19 protein-coding genes are annotated in these 20,432 nt (G+C 60.7%); 4 read left to right on the top strand and 15 right to left on the bottom strand.

Annotated elements, in window-relative coordinates; genetic code table 11:
• Nucleotides 1–96 precede the first annotated feature (96 nt).
• The 3 genes from BLQ92_RS35245 (at nucleotide 97) to BLQ92_RS35235 (ending at nucleotide 2,702) form a co-directional block, all read left to right on the top strand.
• Nucleotides 97–987, top strand: coding sequence for a carbohydrate ABC transporter permease (locus BLQ92_RS35245; protein ID WP_090694391.1), 891 nt, complete (start codon nucleotides 97–99; stop codon nucleotides 985–987).
• Nucleotides 984–1,829, top strand: a complete 846-nt coding sequence (locus BLQ92_RS35240) for a carbohydrate ABC transporter permease (protein ID WP_090694386.1) — start codon at nucleotides 984–986, stop codon at nucleotides 1,827–1,829. The genes BLQ92_RS35245 and BLQ92_RS35240 overlap by 4 nt, the downstream gene beginning before the upstream one ends.
• 69 nt (nucleotides 1,830–1,898) lie before the next feature.
• Entirely contained in the window at nucleotides 1,899–2,702 is an 804-nt protein-coding gene (locus BLQ92_RS35235; protein WP_090694382.1) for a hypothetical protein, read from the top strand.
• 78 nt (nucleotides 2,703–2,780) lie between these two features.
• Here the strand turns inward: BLQ92_RS35235 and BLQ92_RS35230 are convergent, their stop codons facing one another.
• From BLQ92_RS35230 to BLQ92_RS35215, 4 genes are all read right to left on the bottom strand, one after another.
• Complete coding sequence (locus BLQ92_RS35230) at nucleotides 2,781–3,068, bottom strand: DUF1330 domain-containing protein (RefSeq protein ID WP_090694379.1); 288 nt, start codon at nucleotides 3,066–3,068, stop codon at nucleotides 2,781–2,783.
• A gap of 119 nt (nucleotides 3,069–3,187) precedes the next feature.
• Nucleotides 3,188–4,774 (bottom strand): DHA2 family efflux MFS transporter permease subunit, encoded by a 1,587-nt coding sequence (locus BLQ92_RS35225; protein WP_090694375.1) that lies wholly within the window; start codon nucleotides 4,772–4,774, stop codon nucleotides 3,188–3,190.
• Entirely contained in the window at nucleotides 4,771–5,838 is a 1,068-nt protein-coding gene (locus BLQ92_RS35220) for an HlyD family secretion protein (RefSeq protein ID WP_244106328.1), read from the bottom strand. The genes BLQ92_RS35225 and BLQ92_RS35220 overlap by 4 nt, the downstream gene beginning before the upstream one ends.
• A 133-nt stretch (nucleotides 5,839–5,971) precedes the next feature.
• The gene (locus BLQ92_RS35215) at nucleotides 5,972–7,486 is read right to left on the bottom strand and encodes an efflux transporter outer membrane subunit (RefSeq protein WP_244106327.1); all 1,515 of its coding nucleotides are present in this window, start codon (nucleotides 7,484–7,486) and stop codon (nucleotides 5,972–5,974) included.
• 90 nt (nucleotides 7,487–7,576) lie between these two features.
• Between BLQ92_RS35215 and BLQ92_RS35210 the strand changes: the two genes are divergently transcribed.
• Nucleotides 7,577–8,347 (top strand): AraC family transcriptional regulator, encoded by a 771-nt coding sequence (locus tag BLQ92_RS35210; protein WP_090694459.1) that lies wholly within the window; start codon nucleotides 7,577–7,579, stop codon nucleotides 8,345–8,347.
• A gap of 283 nt (nucleotides 8,348–8,630) precedes the next feature.
• Here BLQ92_RS35210 and BLQ92_RS35205 read toward each other — a convergent pair whose 3' ends face one another.
• From BLQ92_RS35205 to cyoB, 11 genes are all read right to left on the bottom strand, one after another.
• On the bottom strand, nucleotides 8,631–9,797 hold the full coding sequence (locus tag BLQ92_RS35205; RefSeq protein ID WP_090694364.1) for a putative bifunctional diguanylate cyclase/phosphodiesterase: 1,167 nt from the start codon (nucleotides 9,795–9,797) through the stop codon (nucleotides 8,631–8,633).
• Nucleotides 9,764–10,576, bottom strand: a complete 813-nt coding sequence (locus BLQ92_RS35200; RefSeq protein WP_090694360.1) for a PAS domain-containing protein — start codon at nucleotides 10,574–10,576, stop codon at nucleotides 9,764–9,766. Before BLQ92_RS35200 ends, BLQ92_RS35205 begins: the two co-directional genes overlap by 34 nt.
• A 232-nt stretch (nucleotides 10,577–10,808) precedes the next feature.
• Nucleotides 10,809–11,795, bottom strand: a complete 987-nt coding sequence (locus BLQ92_RS35195; RefSeq protein WP_090694356.1) for a chemotaxis protein CheV — start codon at nucleotides 11,793–11,795, stop codon at nucleotides 10,809–10,811.
• Nucleotides 11,796–12,183: 388 nt separating this feature from the next.
• Nucleotides 12,184–12,624 carry a conjugal transfer protein TraD gene (traD, locus tag BLQ92_RS35190; protein WP_090694353.1) on the bottom strand — a complete coding sequence of 147 codons (441 nt, stop codon included), beginning with the start codon at nucleotides 12,622–12,624 and terminating at the stop codon, nucleotides 12,184–12,186.
• Nucleotides 12,625–12,687: 63 nt separating this feature from the next.
• Nucleotides 12,688–14,145, bottom strand: a complete 1,458-nt coding sequence (locus BLQ92_RS35185; RefSeq protein WP_090694349.1) for a PepSY-associated TM helix domain-containing protein — start codon at nucleotides 14,143–14,145, stop codon at nucleotides 12,688–12,690.
• Between the two features lie 32 nt (nucleotides 14,146–14,177).
• Complete coding sequence (locus BLQ92_RS35180; protein WP_090694345.1) at nucleotides 14,178–16,517, bottom strand: TonB-dependent receptor; 2,340 nt, start codon at nucleotides 16,515–16,517, stop codon at nucleotides 14,178–14,180.
• A gap of 86 nt (nucleotides 16,518–16,603) precedes the next feature.
• On the bottom strand, nucleotides 16,604–16,966 hold the full coding sequence (locus BLQ92_RS35175) for a DUF2946 domain-containing protein (protein WP_090694341.1): 363 nt from the start codon (nucleotides 16,964–16,966) through the stop codon (nucleotides 16,604–16,606).
• 173 nt (nucleotides 16,967–17,139) lie between these two features.
• Nucleotides 17,140–17,379 carry a helix-turn-helix domain-containing protein gene (locus BLQ92_RS35170; RefSeq protein WP_090694337.1) on the bottom strand — a complete coding sequence of 80 codons (240 nt, stop codon included), beginning with the start codon at nucleotides 17,377–17,379 and terminating at the stop codon, nucleotides 17,140–17,142.
• A 69-nt stretch (nucleotides 17,380–17,448) separates the two neighbouring features.
• Complete coding sequence (cyoD, locus tag BLQ92_RS35165) at nucleotides 17,449–17,832, bottom strand: cytochrome o ubiquinol oxidase subunit IV (protein WP_090694333.1); 384 nt, start codon at nucleotides 17,830–17,832, stop codon at nucleotides 17,449–17,451.
• Nucleotides 17,829–18,452, bottom strand: coding sequence for a cytochrome o ubiquinol oxidase subunit III (gene cyoC, locus BLQ92_RS35160; protein WP_090694328.1), 624 nt, complete (start codon nucleotides 18,450–18,452; stop codon nucleotides 17,829–17,831). Before cyoC ends, cyoD begins: the two co-directional genes overlap by 4 nt.
• Nucleotides 18,453–18,454: 2 nt before the next feature.
• Nucleotides 18,455–20,431, bottom strand: a complete 1,977-nt coding sequence (gene cyoB / locus BLQ92_RS35155) for a cytochrome o ubiquinol oxidase subunit I (protein ID WP_090694324.1) — start codon at nucleotides 20,429–20,431, stop codon at nucleotides 18,455–18,457.
• Nucleotide 20,432: the final 1 nt, after the last annotated feature.

Below are 20,432 nucleotides of genomic sequence, written 5' to 3'. Positions count from 1 at the left end.
GCACCGTGTTGTACCCGGCCCATCCCGTCGCGCCGGTCTCGATAGGCTGAATTGAAGCCGAATCGAGGCGCAAGCGCGACTTACGATCGAGCACGCATGAGCCGTCCTGCTTCCCTGCGCCTTTCGGCGCCCTGGTTGCTGATTGCGCCGAGTTTGATATTGGCGCTGTTTATCATCAGCTATCCGATTTTCAACATCGTGTATCAGTCGCTGCACGATGTCTCGCGCTTCGGCGCGATTCGCGACTTTACGGGTCTGAAGAATTTCTACACCGTCTTCGCAGATCCGGAGTTTCTCGGCGCGCTAAGGCGCACGATCTACTGGACGTTTTTTGTGGTGGGCGGCACCGTGCTGATCTCTGTGCCGGTTGCGCTCGTGCTCAATCAGGACTTCTATGGACGCGGCGTGGCGCGCACCATCGTAATGCTGCCGTGGTCCGTGTCGCTGACGATGACCGCCGTGGTGTGGCGCTGGGCCTTCAATGACGACTACGGCATGGTCAACGTCACGCTGCACCGGCTCGGCCTCATCAATGGGCCGATTCATTGGCTGGCGACGCCGGAACTCGCGTTTCCAGTGGAAATTGCAGTGGGGATTCTGGTGTCGATTCCCTTTACGGTAACCATTCTGCTGGGCGGCTTATCGTCCGTGCCGGGCGACATCTACGAAGCGGCGCGCATCGACGGCGCGAGCGCATGGCAGCAGTTTCGCAAGCTGACGCTGCCGCTGCTCAAGCCTTTCGTCAACATGGCGATCCTGCTGAATGTGATCTACGTGTTCAACTCGTTTCCGATCATCTGGGTCATGACGCAAGGCGGCCCGGATGAAAGCACGCACATTCTCGTCACCTATCTGTACGAAGTCGGCTTCCGGCTTGGCCGCCCGGGCCAGGCGGCGGCGGTGTCGCTGATCATGCTGGTGATGTTGTTCGTGTTTTCGATGCTGTATCTGCGCATGCAGCCGTCGAAAGAAGGAGAAAACGCATGAGCCCCAAGATGAAACGCACCCTGTGGTGCTGGCTCGCGCTGTCTCCGCTGATCGTGCTGGTGCTGTTCCCGTTTGCGATCATGCTGTTCACCGCGCTCAAACCGGCAAACGAGGTTTTCGTTTATCCGGCGCGCTGGCTGCCGGTGCACTGGCAATGGAGCAACTTCGCCGACATGTGGGAGGCAGCCAACTTCGGCGTGGCCTTGCGCAACAGCGTGGTGATCAGTTTGCTTTCCATGGCGCTCGCGCTGGCGGTCAGCCTGCCTGCCGCCTACGCGCTCGCGCGCTTTCCGTTCAAGGGGCGCGGTGTGTACCGGCAGTTCCTGCTCGTCACGCAGATGCTCTCGCCGATCCTGCTGGTCGTGGGGCTGTTCCGTCTCGCCGCAATGATTCCCTACGGCGACGGCAACCTGGTGGACTCGAAGCTCGCGGTCATCGTCTCGTACGCGGCGTTCAATATTGCGTTCGCCGTGTGGATGCTGTCGTCTTACTTTCAAACCGTGCCGCGCGATCTCGAAGAGTCCGCCTGGCTCGAAGGATGTGGCCGCGCCAAAGCGGTATTCAAGGTGTTTCTGCCGTTGGCCGTCCCCGCGATTGTCGTCACTGCAATCTTCACATTTATCAACGCGTGGAATGAGTTTGCGGTGGTTTATACGCTGATTCGTTCGCCGGAAAACAAGACCCTCACCGTGCAGGTCACAGATATGGTGGCCGGGAAATACGTGGTCGAATGGCATCTGGTGATGGCAGCGACCTTGTGCGCCACCTTACCGGTTTCCGTGGTGTTTGCATGGTTGCAGCGCTATCTGGTCAAGGGCCTCGCTTTGGGGGCAGTGAAGTAACCGCCCACACGACTCAACCCATCCTGTATGCCGTTGCGCTAGACTGCGGTCGTCCCGGAGGGCTTAATCGTGTCCAACCTGAAATCCAGACTGATTCGCTTGAGCGCTGCTTGCGCCCTGATCTGCATTCAGATGGCGGCGCACGCGGCCTCTTTGCAAGGGCCGCCCGCTGCTGCCAGCGCTGCGAGCCAGGCAGTAAGCTCGGCAGCCGCGCAACTGCTGGCGGCGCGGCCGGTCGTCGGCGACGATCCCGGCGCCGTCAGAGACACGTTGGCAACGGGACGCATCCATACCAAATCGCCTACCTTAACCGAGCGTCTGCGCGACCTGATTCCCGCACGCCAGATGCCGCGCGATCTCGACCTGGCAAAGGTCGGCCTCGACCGTCAACTGGTTTTCGTCGTACCCGTATCCTATGGCGTCCTGTACCGTTCGCAAACCCATTCGCTAAGGATCGACGCAGACCTGGCGGACGAGGACGCACCCGGCGTGATCCTGCTCAAGAAGAGCATTACCGGGCCAAGTGGCCGCGGCCTGGTGGTGGCCGCTGAAGCGAAGGTAAAGGGATACGTTCAGCAAATCGATCTGGTTGAACTCAAGGCCGGCGAATCCAGCAAGACCAAGGTGCGTGCGCACCTCTCGCTCTCGCCAGATGCCTTCGCCAAAGTAGACGGCGACTTCGCGATTGCGCTGATGTGCGACCTGACGCCGCCTTACCTGAACGAGCGACGCGAACACAGCGATCCCACCGACGACGAGCCCACCGACATCACGACCCGAACGTCGGTTCTATACACCGAGGTTCGAGCCGTCTGGCTGATCAGCCCGCAGACGGGTACGGTGCTGTCGAAGAACCTGCATTTGTCGAATTAAAGCGGTGCTGCGTGGGCAGGCGGGATGACGAGCCGGCGCTGCAATGCAACGCGCATGCCCGCTCGTCACCCGCGTTCGTCACAGGCCTTCGACGAGCACAGCGCGGTAGGTCGCCCCCTTGAAACGATGCTTCACGACTTCCTGATACTCGGGGCTGTCGTACCAGGCGCGTGCGGCTTCCGTGGACGGAAACTCGACCAGCACCACGCCCTCGGGCGCATCGCCCTCGAGCACCTGCTGCGGCCCGTAGGCGGCCAGAATCTTGACCGGATGCCCCTTGAAGGTGGGGGAAACCGTTTTCATGTATATATCGAGCTCGGCCTGATCCTGCGTGCTTTCTCGTGTAAAGACGATATAAGTCGGCATGGCATATGCTCCAGCTGTGGTGTGAAGGTGCTGGAGATCATGCCACGAAACCGCGGAAGAGTTTGGGGAGCTGCACAGCGCTGAAGGCACGCGGGCCTGAAGGTGCTTTGCAGCCGTCACTAGCCGCCTTTCACGCGCCCCCGCAACGCAAATGCCGCGAACGTACACCCCAGCATCGCAATACCGGCCACAAGGAAGGTGTCGCTGTAAGCCATCAAAAGAGCCTCACGGCCAATCACCTTATCCACGATTCCAAGCGCCGCTTCGCGGCTGCCAGCGAGCCCCGAAGCAGCCAGCGCGTCGAACCGCCCAACATGGCTGCCGGTCAGCACTCTCACCATATCGATCATGCGTTCCTGAAACGCCCCGTTGAACGGCGTAATCGCCTCGCCAATGCGCGCAGCATGCAGCTTCTCCCGTTCGACCACGATCTGGCTGGCGATCGCAATACCGATCGCACCCCCCAGGTTCCGCACCATGCTGAACAGACCCGAGGCCGATCCGAGCTGGCTTTTCTCGATGCCGTCCACCGCCATCACACCCAGCGCGACGACCACCAGCGACTGTCCGATTCCGCGCACGATCAGCGACGGCACGACCACGTTTGCTGAGGCATCCACGTCGAGATGAATATTCATCAGGCATCCGATCGCCACCAGCACAAAGCCGGCAATGATCGTCGTGCGAGCGCTCGTACGGCGCATCAGAGGCGGCGTCAAAAACGACATGACGAACTGCACAAGCCCGTACGGCACCATCATGACGCCGATATCGCGCGCACTGTAACCCTGCAGTTCCGCAAAATAGTTTGGCACCAGAAACACGACCGCGAACACCACGCCGCCAAACAGAAACTGCATCAGACTCGCAATCCCAAAGTTGTAACGTCCCAGCAGTCGAAGATTGATAAACGGCTCGTCGCGGCGAAGCTGCACAACCACAAAAACCGTGAGGCCAATGACCGCAACCAGAAACATGTTCGTGATGAAGCTCGAACCGAACCAGTCCTTGCGCCCGCCCTCCTCAAGCACGATCTGCAGCGCGCTGAGTCCAATCGCCATCGTCGTGATGCCCAGCCAGTCCGCAGTACGCAACCTGTCTAACTGCACCGGTTCAGGTTTGATCGCCCAACCGATCGCCGCCAGCAAAGCGAGCGCGGGCGGAATCTGCAAATAGAAAATCCAGCGCCACGAATACATGTCGGTCAGCCAACCGCCCAAGGAAGGCCCAGCCGCCTGCGCGACATTGTTGGCAACCGCGAACAGCGCCATGCCGAGCGGGTGCCGCGCTGGCGGCAACTTCGTCACGATCAGTTGAAACGAAAGCGGGATCAGCACGCCCCCGAACGCCCCCTGAAAAGCGCGGGCCACGATCATGGCGTCGATGGTCGGCGCTACGGAACACACGAGCGAGAAGATCAGGAACCCGCTCGTGCCGACCAGCATCACGCGCCGGATCGAAAACACCTGCACGAGCCACCCGGTCAATGGAATGATGATGATTTCCGCAACCAGATAGGCCGTGGTAATCCACGAACCTTCTTCGAAACTCGCGCCAAGCGAACCACGGATATCGGGCAGCGATGCATTGGTGACATGCACGTTCATGCCGGCCATGAAGCAGCCAAACACGCCGCCGAGCACCGCAACCCATGCGCGCAGCGATACCGGCTCATGAGCCGCGTGAGCCGTGGTGGTGGCGCTCATGAGCGACTCGCGGAAGTTTGCGTACCGGTATGAACGCGCGCGACGACCGACATACCGGGCCGCAGTGCGATTGCGTCGCGTTGTCCGGCGTCCACTGCGATCTTGACGGGAATGCGCTGCACGACCTTGGTGAAATTGCCGGTCGCGTTATCGGGCGGCAGCAACGCGAACTGCGCACCCGAACCGGGTGCAATGCTCATCACACGGCCGTGCAAGGTATGCCCGCCATAGCTATCGACGTCGATCTCAACGGGCTGGCCGGCACTCATCGCCGCCACCTCGGTTTCCTTGAAATTGGCGATCACGTAGACGTCCTGCAGCGGCACCACGGCGAGCAATGGCTGCCCTGTCTCGACATACTGCCCCATGCGCACGGTGCGCTGACCGACTACGCCATCGCTGGCCGCACGAATCGTCGTGTGTTCGAGATCGAGCTGCGCGAGCGACAAAGCTGCACGCGCGACCTCCACTTGAGCTTGCGCCTGCGCAATCGCGGCCATGCCTTGCGTCCTGCGCTTAAGCAGCACGGCTTGCTCGCCGCGCTGCGCCTCGACACTCGCATCGGCCTTGGCAAGCAAAGCGTCGGCCGTGAGCGCCTGAGCATGCGCCTGTTCCCAACGTTGCTCGCTTGAGGCCTGTTCAGCCGCCAGTTGCCGGTAGCGTTCGGCGTCAGCCTTGCGACGGGCCGCATCGGCTCGCGCTGCGGCGACGTCCGCCTGCGCGGCCGCCGTCAGACTGCTCTCACGGGCGATTTGCGCATCGAGCGTAGCAACGTTTGCCTGTTCCGCGCGCAATGTCGCGAGCGCAGCGTCCACGCTTGCCTGAGCCCGGGCGGCTTTAGCCGCATAGTCGGCGCTGTCGATTTGCGCGAGCATATCGCCTCGGTGCACCGGCTGATTGTCACCGACAGCGACGCTCGTCACATAGCCGGGCACGCGCGAACTCACCGTCACCACGTCCGCGCGGACATAGGCGTCGTCGGTGCTTTCGATAAACCGTCCGACGCTCCACCAGCGAAGCGCCATCACGGCCACTGCGACGCCGGCAATGACGCTAGCTGCCAATATCAGATTTCTCCTGCTAAACGGTGAAGCCTTCCCCGGAATCACGGTGGTACTCATGTCTGGACCTTGATGGAAAAGTAACGAACGGACCTTAAGTGGGTCCGTTGATGCACGCTAGCGGTGCGCGATGAAGCTACTGCTGCCAACCGCCACCGAGCGCCTTGAAAACAGCGATCTGATCCGATGCCAGCGTCCCGTTGGAAGCGGCGAGCGCTGCGTCGGCGGCGACGAGACTGCGCTCGGCGTCGAGCACGTCGAGAAAATCCAGCGCACCCGCTTTGTAATTCAGCTCCGCGAGATGGAGAGCGCGAGCGTCGTTAGCGCGCGCAGCCTGGAGTGCCTGCTGCCGCTCCCACTGCGCGCCGTAGAAGGTCAGCGCCTGCTCGGATTCCTTCAATGCAGTGAGTACGTTGCCCTCGAATTGCGCCAGCGCTTCGGCGTTACCCGCCTTCGCCTCGGCAAGCCTCGCGCGACTCACGGCCAGATTGGGGAAACGCCAGTTGATCAACGGACCGATGCCCCAGCTCATCGCGTACTGATCGCCGAGAGAGGCGAGGCTGCCCGTGGTCGACAAAAAATTGACTGAGCCGCCCAGCACGATCGACGGGTAGAGCTCGGCCAGCGCAACCCCGACTTGCGCATCTGCTGCGGCCAGCCTCCGTTCGGAGGCGCGCAGGTCGGGACGGTGGCGCAGCAACGCGGCGCCGTCTCCGACCGGAAATGGCTGCTTGAGCACCGGCGCGACACGGCACTGCGCGGCCGTTGCCGGAAATTCGCCAGGCGGCCGGCCGAGCAGGACCGCCAGTTCGAATAGCGCGGCGCGCCGCTTGCCTTCGAGGATTGGAACGGTCGCACGGGTCTCGTCGAGAAAACCGCTGGCTCGCGTGACCTCGAGATCGGAGACAAGCCCGCGATCGCGTTGCCGCGTGGTCAGCTCGACTACGCGTTGGGCAATCTCGAGCGAATGGTTGGCGACATCGATCTGTTCACCGTATGAGCAGACATGCAGATATGCATCGGTTGTGGACGCAACGACCGCGACTCGCACCGCGTCCGAGGTTGCCTGCATCGCCTCGGCATCGGCCTGGGCAGCCGCCACCAGATGACGTACGCGTCCCCACAGGTCGACTTCGTACGACACAGCGAGTGACGGCGCATACGCCCAGCGCGTGTCCGCCGACTCGCGCCGCGCTGCGGCGACGATCTGATCGGCATCCTGTTTGCCGTAGTTGCCGCCCAGCGCAAGCTGCGTATCGGGCAAGCGTGCAGCGCCGGTTTCGCTCATCACCGCCTGCGAACGCGCAAGCCGCGCGGCCGCCACGGCGAGGTCGCGGTTCTGCGCAAGCGCCTGCTGGATCAGTTCATCAAGCGCCGGATCGCGGTACAGGCGCCACCAGTCGTCGGGCAAGGGCTGTTGCGAAACAGGGGCATGCTCGGCCGAGGCGAATGGAGCCAGAGCCGCGGCTGCGGGTTGTGGCGCACGATATGGCGCTTGCAGCGAACAACCGGAACCGGCGAGTGCAATTGCAGCAACGCTGGCCGCCAGCAGACCAAGGTGTGCGACGCGGCGCGGCGCAGGTATCTGGCGACGCGCGCCGTTGGGCATCACAAACGAAACAACGCTACGTTCAATGCCTGGTGAAACCATGACTCATGCTCGACTGTGAACTCGGAGAGACAGATGGTAGAGTCGTGTGAACCGATCATCTCTCGAAGAAATGCCATGCATCGTCGCGAAATGGACAGCTTCGGCTTTGTGGAAAGCCAGAAGGCGCTCGAACTTGCACCCGTTGCCGTACTCGCCACCGATCAGCCCGCGCGCAGCGGGTTCCCAGCGCATACCCACAGCAGTGCGCAATTGATCTACGCCATCTCGGGCGTGATGATCGTGCGTTCGGAAGCCGGCAGTTGGATCGTGCCAACCGGCCGCGCCGTGTGGGTGCCGGGCGGTGTGCGGCACGAGATTGAAATTGCGAGCGACGTGCAGATGCGCACGGTCTATGTTGCCGCCGATGCGCGCGATAACCTGCCAGGAAGTTGCAGAGTGATTCTGGTAAGCGGGTTGCTGCGCGAATTGATCGTGACGGCCGTGGGCATCCGGCCGGCCGGCACGTATAGCGATCGCGAGTGGCGCGTGCTGGAGTTGATCCTTGATGAGATCTGTATGGCCGAACCCTTGCTCCTGCATGTGCCTATGCCGCGTCATCCGGCGTTCGTCGAGTTATGCGCGGAATTGATTGCGCAGCCGTCGCTGGAGGCTACGTTGCATGGCTGGGCGCAACGAGCGGAGATGAATCCACGCACGTTTGCTCGCGCGTTTCAGCGCGAGACGGGGATGACGCATGGGTCATGGTGCCGTCATACGCGGGTCTTGCTTAGCCTTCCGCAACTAGCGACGGGGGCGTCGGTTCTCGAAGTTGCGCTTGAGCACGGCTACGAGAGTCCTAGTGCATTTACGGCGATGTTTCGCAGGGTGCTTGGGGTCGCGCCTAGTGAGTATTTCAAATAGTCGTTCTCTAGACGCTCCGGCGACGACTATAGGCAACAACCGCGCAAAAACCGATCTCAACAAGTACAGCGACCAATTGTTTTAGCTGGACTTGTGGCTCAGCTTCAGCGGCCTGCCAGTCGGTATGCAGTTCATTGCGCCAGCGGGGCGTGAAGACGTGTCGTTCCGTGTAGCAGGCCAGATCGAGCAGGCGTTGCCGTGGAAGGGCCGAACACCCAACCTGTGGGCCGGTTCGATCGACAACTCACCCCGAGAGGCGGCGCAGGCTTCGAGATGACAAGACTTACTCTGAAGCAATCACCTGCCGGGCTTGACTACCCGTGGCCCGCAGTATGTCCGCGATATCCTCACCAGAAACGGCAGGGCTATACAGAAAGCCCTGCCCCTCCACACACCCATGTTCAACCAGAAAGTGTCGATGACTATCGAACTCGACACCTTCCGCGATCACATCGAACTTCAGCGCATTAGCAATAGCAATGACAGCAAGAGTCAGCGCCTCATACCCGTCGTCGCGGCCAATCTGCTGAACGAACGCGCGATCGATCTTGATACGGTCGATACTGAAGCGCTGCAGATAACTGAGGCTCGAATACCCGGTGCCGAAATCGTCGATTGCGATCTTGACGCCTAGCCCACGCAGGTCGTGCAGCACGCGCGCGGCGTCATCTGCGTTACGCATGAGGGCGCCTTCCGTCACTTCGAGTTCGAGCATCTCGGCTGGCCAATCGGCCTCGTCCAGCGCGGAGCGCACCACCTTCACCAGGTCGGAGCGCTCCAGTTGCAGCGGCGAGACGTTGACCGACACGCGGATCGGAGGCAGACCCGCATCTCGCCACGCTCTCGCCTGGCGGCACGCGGTGCGCAAGACCCATTCACCGATCCCCTGGATCAAGCCGGTCTCCTCGGCGATCGGAATGAAAGCCGCGGGCGACACGGCGCCAAGCTCAGGATCGTGCCAACGCAACAGCGCCTCCGCACCGACCACTTGCCCGGTCTGCATGTCGATTTGCGGTTGATACGCAACGGCCAACGCCTGTGCCTTGACGGCCCGCTTGAGTTTGGTCGATAGCTGCAATTTCTGCGCGGCCGCACGGTTCAGTTCGGGCCGGTAGAACTGATAGCCGTTGCGTCCGCGGGACTTCGCCAGATACATGGCCGCATCGGCATTGCGGATCAAGGTATCGGCATCGCGGCCGTCCTGAGGATAGGTGCTGATGCCGATGCTAGCCTCGACGTAGAGCTCCTGCCCGCTGACATGGAACGGCTCGCGCATCGCCACGATCAGCCGGTCGAGCATAGGGATCAGCTGTGCGCCGTCGCTGCGCTCGGCGACGATGATGAATTCGTCCCCGCCATAACGGGCCACCAGATCGGTCGCTCGCACGAGGCGCTGCAAGCGCTTGGCCACGCGGGTCAACAGCGCGTCGCCGACGCGATGGCCGACCATTTGGACGCTTCACCGGCCAGTGCAAACAGGTCTTCGCAATCGGCACCAATCACGTCGCTCGCTGAATACCCCGTAATCCGCTCGAACGCCGCATTGGCGAACATGATGACGTGCTGGTTCTGCTTGACCTCGGCAATCATGAGGCCGTTGATGCTCGCATCGATCGCCCGGCTCTGCAGACGCAGCGCCAACTCGGCATCGCGCCGGGCCGTAATGTTTTCGTAGGCGGTCAGCACCCCGATGATGGCGCGATTCTGGTCTTCCAGCGGCAGCTTGGTTTCGGAGATCCAGACGGGCGAGCCGTCCACGGCAAAGGCCTTGCGCTCGAAGTGCCGCTTGCTCAGTTCACCCGCCATGTCGTCGAGGTCGGCGAGGCGTGAGGGGCAGATTGCGTTCTGGCGGCAGCCGCCGCGTGCATCGCTAGTCAGCTCGAGAAGCGCGCGTAGCGGAAAGCTAAACGCATCGCGTTTGTAAAACGCCCGCGTCTCGATCTGCGTATAGAGTTCTCCGTGCTCATCGAGCATCATCTGCTGGACCTGGTCCAGGTCCCGCTTCAAAAGGCCCGACTCATGCAGCGTGCGCAACGCCTCATCCTGCTCCCTGGTTTGGCGCAGGGCGAGGAACGTGCTAAGGGCAATCGCCGACAGAATGAATACGACCGCAACAGCCGTGATGGCTTTTCGCGCCGCTTCTCTGGGAACAAAGCGTCGCTCGGCCTTCACGCTAGTGCTTCGACGATCCTTCCAGCGCCATACGCGAATGGATTTCAGTTTCACCATACACCGCTCGAGAATCCAGGACCCCTGTGTTAACGGCGCACTTCGCGCAGTTCTTGAACGTCGCGGAGAATACGTATTCACGCCCTAAACGCGAAGAGGGTGTTTGCCGCATCGCAAACACCCTCTTCCTCTCCTCAGAACCGGAGATCGTATCCATCAGGTTTGATATCGCTTCACAGCCTGCAACGTCAACCAGGCGCCACGTTGCCTTGTGAGTCGACCGGGTTAGCCGTTAAGCCGGCTGCACCTGAAACTCGTCGCTCGAGCTGGCGAGCGCCTGGCGCAGTGCCTGCGCCAGTTCACCGGCCGCAAACTTGGCGATGTAACCGTTTGCGCCGGCATTCCTCACGTGCGCTTCGTTAGCCGCGCCAGTCAGCGACGAATGAATCACCACCGGGATATCGCGGGTTCGCACGTCGCCCTTGATATGCCGCGTCAGCGTAAAGCCATCCATCTCAGGCATCTCGAGGTCGGTGAGAACGAGGGCGATCTTGTCGCGCGCGCGCAGTTTCTCGCTTTGCGCCTCCTGGGCAATCTGCTGCAGCATGTTCCATGCTTCCTCACCGGTCTTCGCCATGATGCACTCTGCGCCAATCGCCTCCAGAGCCTGCTCGATCAGCTTGCGTGCAAAGCCGGAATCGTCCGCCGCGAGAATTTTCGCGCCGACCGGCATGCGCAGGTGCGCGCCGACGGATGTCGGATCCACAGCCGGGTGTTGAGCCGGGAAAACGTCACGCAATACCTGTTCGACATCGATGACCTGCGCAAGACGCGAGTCGCCCGTATTGCCATCGATCCGCGCAATACTCGTGATCGACTTACCGGCGGCCGCGCCTTCGGCAGTCAGCACCTGGTTCCATTCGAGCCGAACGATATCGTCTACCTCCTCCACCGCAAACGCTTGCGTGGAACGTGCGAACTCCGTTACCAGCAGAATGTTGCGGCCGCGGGTCGGCTCGCAACCCATCAGGCGCGGCAGGTCGATCACGGGAATGATCTGCCCGCGAATGTCGACCGCGCCCATCACGAACTCCGAGGCGCCCGCAATCGGCGTAATGGACGGCATCGTGGAGATTTCGCGCACCTTGAACACGTTGATCCCGTATAGCTCGTGAGCATCGCTGTCGGGAACCGATCCGAGGCGAAACAACAACAATTCGAATTTATTCGAGCTCGTCAGGCTCGTGCGTTCATCCGTTACGCGCAGATCTGCTGCCATCAACTTATTCTCCGGGTTCGATTTCCGGGCACAGCGCGCTGATGTCACCCACGACACCGATCGAACGCTCCCGCCTCTTATCTGGTTATCGGCCCGCAACGTACAAAATTCAGCGCCGCCGCAGTATTTTGCGCGGCTATTTGACCGTATCCAGGGTTTGTGGGTATCGCGCAAACGATTGCGCGCAATCGCCATTCATTAGACAAAACTAGTCAGGCGAAAGCGGCTGAACTTTTCAGCATGCACTACAGATCACCGGTACTCCTGATCAATTCCGGGCCTTGAGGCTTGCTTTGGATGCGGTATGGGGCCGTGCCTGACGAAGTTGTAAGCTGGATGGCATGCTGACTCATCCTCTTTCTAACTGAGCACCGACCCTGCCCGCCCGCTATTCTCCGCGGTGCGGCGAACGCACAGTCTGCGAGATCTGACTGCGTTTGGCCAGCAAGGCATCGCCTTGCTGCTTCCACCTCGCCCGATCCTCCGCCATGCCGCTTTCGGTAAATTCGAGCAAAGCGCCCAGCAGTTCGCCCAGGTCGCACCCTTCCAGCACCGCCCAGTCGATCAGCGCCCCTTTTAGAATCGCTCGGTGATCCCTCGCCTTGCGTTCGGCCAGCTTCTCCGCATTGATGATGCGCGAGGCGCTTGCGCGTGCCTTTTGCGCCCGCTCCGCCGCTCGCTCGGCCTTGATGAGCGCCGCCAGCTTGCGTTCGTCGTCCTCGGTGCGTACGGGCTTATCCACCAGCAGCAACAACATGCGCTGATGGTCGCTTAGCGCCTTGTGGCTGCGCAACTGCGCAAGCCTTTCGTTGATCCATTGATCGCTCATGGCATTGTCCTGTCACGGTGAAATCAACTCGTTGCGGGGCGACCTCCATCGTCGCCGCAACAGTCAGGAAGCCATGCGTTGCGCCGCCCGGCCGAACAAGGTTCGATCGGCCAGCCAGACGGCAAGCATGGTCGCGCCCATCAACGGAAACACCAGGCCAAGCAAGACAAGGCCGGTTCTCCACCCACGCATAGGCGGAGCGGAGCGCTCGCGCCCCGGCGCACCCAGCGAGCGTGCGGGGCGACGTTTCCACCACATCACGCAACCCGTCACGGCCATGGCGGCTAGACCAAGCGAAATGCATGCGCACAGGATCTGGTTCGCCAAACCGAAATAGCGCCCCATGTGCAATGAGGTACCGTAAGAAATGGCCTTCGACACCGCGCCATAGTCGCCGTAGCGAATGTCTTTAAGCACGGCACCGCTATATTGGTCGATATACAGCGTGCGCTCCTGCTTGGGGTCAGACGGAAAGTAGGAGATGGTATAGACCCCCGTTGCAGACGCGGGCAACACGATCTCGTATCCGCTCGCGATTCCAAGCGACCCCATCAGCGCAACCACGCGTCCAAGCGAAAAGCGCCCCTCGCTCTCGTCGCCGAGCGAGTTGGGCACAGGAACGTTACCGACCGCCCAAGGCGTGGTGGGCAATGGCAGGTCGTCCATCGTCATGCCCGGCATCGACTCCATACCCGCGTCGTGATGACCGTCGCTGGCTGGAGCGCGCGCCGCCTCGCTTCCCGGCAACGTGGATCGCAAGGGCAATCCCCCCCACGAGCCGGCCGGCGCGCCCAGATTGGCGCTGGTCGCCAGCGCCTTGAACTGTTTTCCCCACGAACCCGACCACGGCAGTCCTGTCAGCACGAAGGCCAGGGCGCCGAGCGCAAGCCAGATGCCCATTGCCGCATGCACGCTCTTCCAGAGTGCCCGGCCCTTGAGCGTGAAACGCGGCAAGACAGCATCGCGCAGGGAACCCGTCTCGCGCGGCCACCACAGCGCAATGCCCGTACCGATCATGACGAGCGTCCAGCAGGCCGCCAGCTCCATCAACAGTTCACCCGGCTTGCCGAGCAGCAGCTTGCGATGGATCATCCGGTCTACCTGCATAAAACGGTGTTCGACGCTCAATGTGCCGAGTACGTCCCCCGTGTAGGGGTTCAGATAGACGCTTTGCTTTTCGCCGCCCGGCAGCCGAAACACGAATTCAGCGCTGCGCGCCGGGTCCTGGTTGATCGCGGCAGTCATAGCCTGCGCACCTTCGGGCATCGCCTTGCGCGCGCGGGCGAGCAACGCTTCTTCCGTGAGCGTTGGCGTGGCCTGCGGCTCGACAACGAGGCGCTCCCGGTACAGCAGCGGTTCGATTTGCGGCTGAAAGCAATAAAGCGTGCCGGTGATCGCCAGAATCACCAGAAACGGCATCACGAAGAGGCCAGCGTAGAAGTGCCATCGCCATAGAGTGCGATAGCCGGAAACGGCCGTGCTTTGCGCCGGGGATACGGAGTTTGTCGTGGTCACGGACATTCAATTCTCCTGATGGGTATAAGGTAGGCCGGTCACATCCGCAACTTGCCTTCGACGTAAAACGTGCGGCCTGGATAGGGGTGGTAAACGAAGTACCGCTCATCGAAGAGGTTATCGATGCCTACGCCGACCTCGCTCAGCCTCGAAGGCTTGAACGTGTATTTCAGGTCTGCGACCGTATAGGTGCTGGTGCCGCCAAAGACATCCGGATTGGTGTCGGTGTTCGTCAACGTGTTGTATTGGCGTCCCGAGTAGTGCACGCCTGCGGTGACAGTCGAGCGAGCGCCAAGGTGATAGCTCGCAACCAGATCGGCCCGCCAAAGCGGAATGCGGTAGAAATACTTGCCCACCGTCGCGGGATTCTGCGCATTGGCGAGAATCTTCGATTGCGTATAGGCCACACTTGTCATCAGATCCAACCCGCGCACGACGACGTCCTGCCCCTCGTAGCTCGTCTCGACACCCCGCGAACGCACTTCACCGATGTTCTGGAAGTTTGTGACGTTCGGCACGACCGTGGTATCGGTCTGGCTAAAGATCGTGTTCTTGACGTCGTCCTGGAACAGCGTGAAGCGGAACAATCCATTCCAGTGTGCCCATTCGGCAGTGAGCTCCTTGGAGAGATCGTTTTCCGGCCTCAGGTTCGGGTTGTTGTTGATGATCGACGATCCATTGATTTGCCCTTGAAACAGCTCGCTGACGGTCGGAAACCGGTAGGCGCGCCCGATCGATGCCCGCAAGGTCAGATCGTTTGTGGCGTCGAAAGACAGCGAGGCTTTCGGTGAGAAATGCTGGTCACTCACGTCGCTATAGGGCAAACGGGTGGCGCCCAGTGCCTGCGAACCGTTATAGGCTTGCCAGTCTTCATACCGCACGCCGTAGACCACCTTCCAGCGCGGCAGGAACCGCCACGCATCCTGTGCATAGAGCGCCTGGGTTTGCGTCTTGCCGGCGAACGCATTCGCGAACTGGGTGCCCGCACCGTCGCTCCAGTTGAGCGTCTTGTAGGTGGTGTTGTCGAGAAAGTAATTGTCGTAGTGGTAGCCGAAGGTCAGTGCGTGATTCGCCAGACCCGCCTCGCGTGCGGGCGGCGTATAACTCGTCTTCAGATCAAGCGTCTTCCAGCCCGTGCCGTCACCAAAGGTCACCGTACCTGGACCGTTGCCCGGCGCACCCGAACTCGCCGTGCGCGCTACGTTGGTTCCGATGTCGTAGTACGACGCGATCGCTTCGCCGTTCCAGCCCGTCGCATTGCGCGTCTTGAGTGTGAGTCCGTAAAGCCAGTTCTCGCTGTAGCCCGCGCTGGGTGCGAATTGGGCTGCGGGAATCGCGTACTCGTAGCCGCCAATGTTGACGTTGCCGCTATAGACCGGATTACCGTTGGCATCGCGCAGGAAGGTCGAGGTCTGGCTGTTATAGCTGTGATGCCAGTAGCCGAGCGTGAAGCCAGCTTGCAGTGTCGGCGTGAAGTCATACTGCATCTTCAGCTTGAACTGGTCGTTGATCGAGTGTTCTATGCCTTCGCCGTTCACACCGAGTACGGCGGTCGGCGTGTTGGTCTGGTTGTTGTAGAAATACGCGCCTGTCACGGGAATGTCGCTGGCTTTGGCCGGCGTACTCGATTTGGCGAGCGTCCCGAACTGCAGCGGCTGGCTGGTGTTTTCCAGGTGGTTCACGTCGAGCAGGTACGAGAAATTGCCGATCTTGTCGCCGATCGAGGCGCTCGTCTCGCTGCCGTTGAAGTTCCCATTCACGCCGAACAGGTTGAAGTGCTGGGTGAAACCCTTTACATCCGCCTCGGCCTGAAACTTTGTCGGCATGCGCGTGGTGATGAGCACCGTTGCCCCTAGCGAATTGCCCGGATACAACGCGGAGAACGGACCATAGATGACGCTGACCTGCTGGATCTCATCAGGCGCGACCATCGACCATGCAGGTGGAAACGAATAGCTATTGCCCAGCAGGTTGCTTAACAGCAGGCCGTCCGCATAGACCAGCCCGCGTGCGCTTTGACTATTGCTCGTACCGCGAACGGCAATGATTGAATTCAGATCGCCAATAAAGCGCTTGCGCACCGCGAGGTTAGGCATGTACTGGAGCACGTCCTCGCTATTCGCCACATTCCAGTTCTTGAACTGCGCGGGCGTCACCGTCTCGACGGTTGCGGGAAGATTGGGATCGACGACGGCTACCGGCGCAGGTGCGCTAGCGGTGATCCTGACCGAAGGCAAGGTGACATCGCTAGACGTACTCTCAGCAAGAGCTAAGGATGGTGCGACAGCAAGCGGCAACAAGCCGAACGTGATGCGCGAGACATAGCGCGCCCTTTTGCAGGCGCAATGGGGCCGGCTTCGCAAAGCGAAGTTGAACATGAAAATTTCCTGAAGGCATTGGACAAGCGGCCGCGCGCGCCCTCAACGGGCGCATCGACAGGCACGGCCAGCAGCAATAACGACAATCAGGAAACAGCGGGAGGGTCGCGGGGACGCCCTGAAGGAAAGGCGCCAAGCGGCGTAAAGCGGATGTTCAGCACCGGCGCGGCGGCCACGCTGACTAGCACGAAGATGGAGAGTGCTACGGGAGGAATCGACGGCACCGCCATGTGACTCGCCAGCAAGTCGCAATAGCCGCAGGCGGCTAGCGAATCAACGGGAGCTTGATGGTCAGGAGTACCGGGTTGATCGGCAGAACAAAGCGCAGCGACGGGTTCATGCGCATGCGCGGAGGCGACCAGTTGACTGACAATCGGCGCGAATACGATGAGCCACATGGCGATCAGGCCAAGCCATGCGGTCAGGTATTTGCGGTTGTCGAAAGTCATGATTTTTAGGCGCAATAACGCGCCGAAGTCTATCACCTCGAATCGGACATATCCAGATCAGCCTGCGCGCGACGTGGCATTTTGACGCATATTGCCGCTCGCGCGGTTTTCCGTATGAAACGCCTCATTGAGGATCGAGAAAACCGTGTTCCTCTACAACCAGAAGGATTGGGCTATCGGCGTCTAACCGCGGGCCGCTGCAGTGAAAGCCCAAGCTTGCCAAGCTTGGCGCGCAACGCTTCGACGCCGCCTCCCCGATAGGCCGCCAGCCACTCATAGATACGCCCGCGAGAAAATCCGAGCGTGCGAATCACATTCGATGGGGACTCCCCTGCTTCGACACGCTGGACGGCATGGATCCGTATTTGCTCGAGCGTTTCATGTGAGAGCTTGCGGCCGTCGTTTTCCCTCATCGGGTTCTCCGAAGTCTTCGTGGACAAGCCGGTAGCGACGCCGGCACAGGGCACGCCATGCAAGCAGAATCAATCTCGCGAGATTGCCCGTTCAACCGACATATGGACCGGCATCATGTTCAGGTTGGCGTTGTGCATCACCCACAAAGACAAGCCGACAATAATGGCGATCAGAAACGCCGTGCAAATGAAGATGCCGGTATTGGCCCGCTGGTCGCGCGCAGTGCCGATATGAAGAAAGAAGATCAACTGCACCACTAGCTGCGCCACGCACAGCACCACGATCGTGGCGAGGCCAAAGCCGTGTGGCACCAGATCGGTCATGACGGCGCCGAACGAGGCCAGCGTCAACGCCAGCGAAAGAACCATCCCGATCGCATAGCTCTTGAGGCTGCCATGTGACGATGCATGAATGCTGCCGTGCGCCACATGCTCCTTAGAAGTCTTGTTCATACGAACTCGCGCAGATAAACAAAGGTAAACACGCAGATCCAGATCAGATCCAGGAAGTGCCAGAACAGGCTCAGGCACGCGAGCCGGCGACGGGTTACGGCAGTCAGGCCGAACTTGTAAACCTGATGACTCATCACTGCAATCCACAGCAGGCCGCATGTGACGTGCACACCATGCGTGCCGACCAGCACAAAGTACGACGACAGGAATGCGCTGACGTGAGGCCCTGCGCCGTCGTGAATCAGTTTCGAAAATTCGACCAGTTCCATGGCAATGAAACCGGCGCCAAGCACGAACGTCACAGCAAGCCAGCCGATCACCTGGGCATGACGGCGCACGTGCATTCCGAGCATCGCCATGCCGAACGTGAAGCTGCTGGCCAGCAGCAGCAGGGTTTCGCCGAGCACGTAGGGCAGTTCGAACAGGCCCCGTCCGCTGGGACCACCCGCAGTCGCATTGGCAAGCACACCGAACGTGGCAAACAGCGTGGCGAAGATGAGGCAATCGCTCATCAGGTAGATCCAGAACCCGAGCGTGGTCTTTGTCCCATCGTCGTGCGATGAATCGTGGCCATGGGCATGGCCATGTCCGTGGGCATGTTGCGTCAAAACAGTAGTCATGGTCAGGCTGCCTCGCTCAACTGCGCGTAACGCGTGCTTTCGATCCGGGCTACTTCGGCCGCCGGCACGTAATAGTCGACGTCCTGGTCATAGCTTCGGACGATGAAGGTCGCAATCATCCCGACAAGGCCAACCGCTGCGAACAGCCACATATGCCAGACCAGCGCAAAGCACAGCAACAAACTAAAGGCCGAGATAATCACGCCCGCCCCCGTGTTGCGCGGCATATGAATGTCCTCGTACTTCTTTGGCTGCACGTACGCGCGGCCTGCTTCCTTGTTGTCCCAGTGCTGCTCGAGCGAGGTAATCACCGGCACAATGGCAAAGTTGTAGAACGGCGCCGGCGATGCGGTCGACCATTCCAGGCTGCGGCCATTCCATGGGTCGCCGGTCAAATCGCGATTGGCTTCGCGATCGCGGATGCTGACGGCAAACTGGATGATCATCGCGGCAATGCCCGCGGCGATAAACACCGCGCCGATCAGCGCGATCACTAGCCATTTATGCCATTCGGGTACCGCGTAGTGGTTCATCCGGCGCGTCATGCCTTCGAAGCCGAGGACATAAAGCGGCGTAAAGGCGAACCAATACCCGATCAGCCAACACCAGAACGACACCTTGCCCCAGAACTCGTTGAGCGTGAAACCGAACACTTTCGGGAACCAGAAACTGATCCCAGCGAAGCAACCGAACACCACGCCGCCGATGATCACGTTATGGAAGTGCGCCACCAGAAACAGGCTGTTGTGCAATACGAAGTCGGCACCCGGCACGGCCAGCAGCACGCCCGTCATCCCGCCCACCGCAAACGTCACCATGAAGCCGATCGTCCACAGCGTCGACGTGTGATAGCGGATGCGCCCGCGAAACATCGTGAACAGCCAGTTGAACAGCTTCACGCCGGTCGGGATCGAGATGATCGAGGTCATGATGCCGAAGAACGCATTCACATTGGCGCCGGAACCCATCGTGAAGAAGTGATGGAGCCACACGAAGAACGACAGAATGCCGATCGACGAGGTTGCGTACACCATCGACTTGTAGCCGAACAGAGGCTTGCCCGAAAACGTTGCAATAATTTCGGAGTAGGCGCCGAAGCATGGCAGGATCAGGATGTACACCTCAGGGTGTCCCCACACCCAGATCAGGTTGATGTACATCATCGCGTTGCCGCCGAGCTCGTTGGTAAAGAAGTGCATGCCGAGATAGCGGTCGGCGGCGAGCAGCGCCAGCGTGCCCGTCAATACCGGGAACACGGCAACGATCAGGATGTTGGTAATCAGCGCGGTCCAGACGAACACCGGCATCTTCATCAACGTCAGGCCCGGCGCACGCATGCGCAGGATCGTCGCAATGAAGTTGATGCCGGTCAGCGTCGTACCGAGCCCCGATATCTGCAACGACCAGATGTAATAGTCGACCCCCACCGTTGGGCTATAGCCGAGTTCCGACAAGGGCGGATACGCCACCCAACCGGTCGCGGCGAAATCGCCGACGAACATCGAGATCATCACGAGTATCGCGCCGACTACCGACAGCCAGAAGCTCAGCGAATTGACAAACGGAAACGCCACGTCGCGCGCGCCGATCTGTAGCGGCACGACCACGTTCATCAGCCCGAGAATCAAAGGCGTAGCGACGAAGAAGATCATGATCACGCCGTGCGCGGTGAAAATCTGATCGTAGTGGTGTGGCGGCAGATAGCCCGCTGCGTCGTTGTAGGCGACAGCCTGCTGCGCCCGCATCATGATTGCGTCCGCAAAGCCACGCAGCAGCATCACAATCGCCAGCAGGATGTACATCACGCCGATGCGCTTGTGGTCGACCGAGGTGATCCACTCGCGCCACAGGTAGGTCCATTTTCCCGCGTAGGTCACGGCCGCCAGCAGCGCCGTGCCGAGAAGGACGACGACCGCCAGCGTGCCCATGATGATGGGCTCGTGGTACGGGATAGCGTCGAGATTTAGTTTTCCGAACATG

Origin of the sequence: Paraburkholderia phenazinium (assembly GCF_900100735.1) — a bacterium.
GTDB lineage: Bacteria > Pseudomonadota > Gammaproteobacteria > Burkholderiales > Burkholderiaceae > Paraburkholderia > Paraburkholderia phenazinia.
Note: the sequence above shows the minus strand (reverse complement) of the source record. Positions and strands in the feature narration are given on the sequence as shown.

What these genes read in the sequence shown, in the direction of transcription:
- BLQ92_RS35245 (WP_090694391.1), top strand. Translation starts at nt 97, where the DNA reads ATGAGCCGTCCTGCTTCCCTGCGCCTTTCGGCGCCCTGGTTGCTGATT.
- BLQ92_RS35240 (WP_090694386.1), top strand. Translation starts at nt 984, where the DNA reads ATGAGCCCCAAGATGAAACGCACCCTGTGGTGCTGGCTCGCGCTGTCT.
- BLQ92_RS35230 (WP_090694379.1), bottom strand. Translation starts at nt 3,068, where the DNA reads ATGCCGACTTATATCGTCTTTACACGAGAAAGCACGCAGGATCAGGCC.
- BLQ92_RS35225 (WP_090694375.1), bottom strand. Translation starts at nt 4,774, where the DNA reads ATGAGCGCCACCACCACGGCTCACGCGGCTCATGAGCCGGTATCGCTG.
- BLQ92_RS35215 (WP_244106327.1), bottom strand. Translation starts at nt 7,486, where the DNA reads ATGGTTTCACCAGGCATTGAACGTAGCGTTGTTTCGTTTGTGATGCCC.
- BLQ92_RS35210 (WP_090694459.1), top strand. Translation starts at nt 7,577, where the DNA reads ATGGACAGCTTCGGCTTTGTGGAAAGCCAGAAGGCGCTCGAACTTGCA.
- BLQ92_RS35205 (WP_090694364.1), bottom strand. Translation starts at nt 9,797, where the DNA reads ATGGTCGGCCATCGCGTCGGCGACGCGCTGTTGACCCGCGTGGCCAAG.
- BLQ92_RS35200 (WP_090694360.1), bottom strand. Translation starts at nt 10,576, where the DNA reads ATGGTGAAACTGAAATCCATTCGCGTATGGCGCTGGAAGGATCGTCGA.
- BLQ92_RS35195 (WP_090694356.1), bottom strand. Translation starts at nt 11,795, where the DNA reads ATGGCAGCAGATCTGCGCGTAACGGATGAACGCACGAGCCTGACGAGC.
- traD (WP_090694353.1), bottom strand. Translation starts at nt 12,624, where the DNA reads ATGAGCGATCAATGGATCAACGAAAGGCTTGCGCAGTTGCGCAGCCAC.
- BLQ92_RS35185 (WP_090694349.1), bottom strand. Translation starts at nt 14,145, where the DNA reads ATGTCCGTGACCACGACAAACTCCGTATCCCCGGCGCAAAGCACGGCC.
- BLQ92_RS35180 (WP_090694345.1), bottom strand. Translation starts at nt 16,517, where the DNA reads ATGTTCAACTTCGCTTTGCGAAGCCGGCCCCATTGCGCCTGCAAAAGG.
- BLQ92_RS35175 (WP_090694341.1), bottom strand. Translation starts at nt 16,966, where the DNA reads ATGACTTTCGACAACCGCAAATACCTGACCGCATGGCTTGGCCTGATC.
- BLQ92_RS35170 (WP_090694337.1), bottom strand. Translation starts at nt 17,379, where the DNA reads ATGAGGGAAAACGACGGCCGCAAGCTCTCACATGAAACGCTCGAGCAA.
- cyoD (WP_090694333.1), bottom strand. Translation starts at nt 17,832, where the DNA reads ATGAACAAGACTTCTAAGGAGCATGTGGCGCACGGCAGCATTCATGCA.
- cyoC (WP_090694328.1), bottom strand. Translation starts at nt 18,452, where the DNA reads ATGACTACTGTTTTGACGCAACATGCCCACGGACATGGCCATGCCCAT.
- cyoB (WP_090694324.1), bottom strand. Translation starts at nt 20,431, where the DNA reads ATGTTCGGAAAACTAAATCTCGACGCTATCCCGTACCACGAGCCCATC.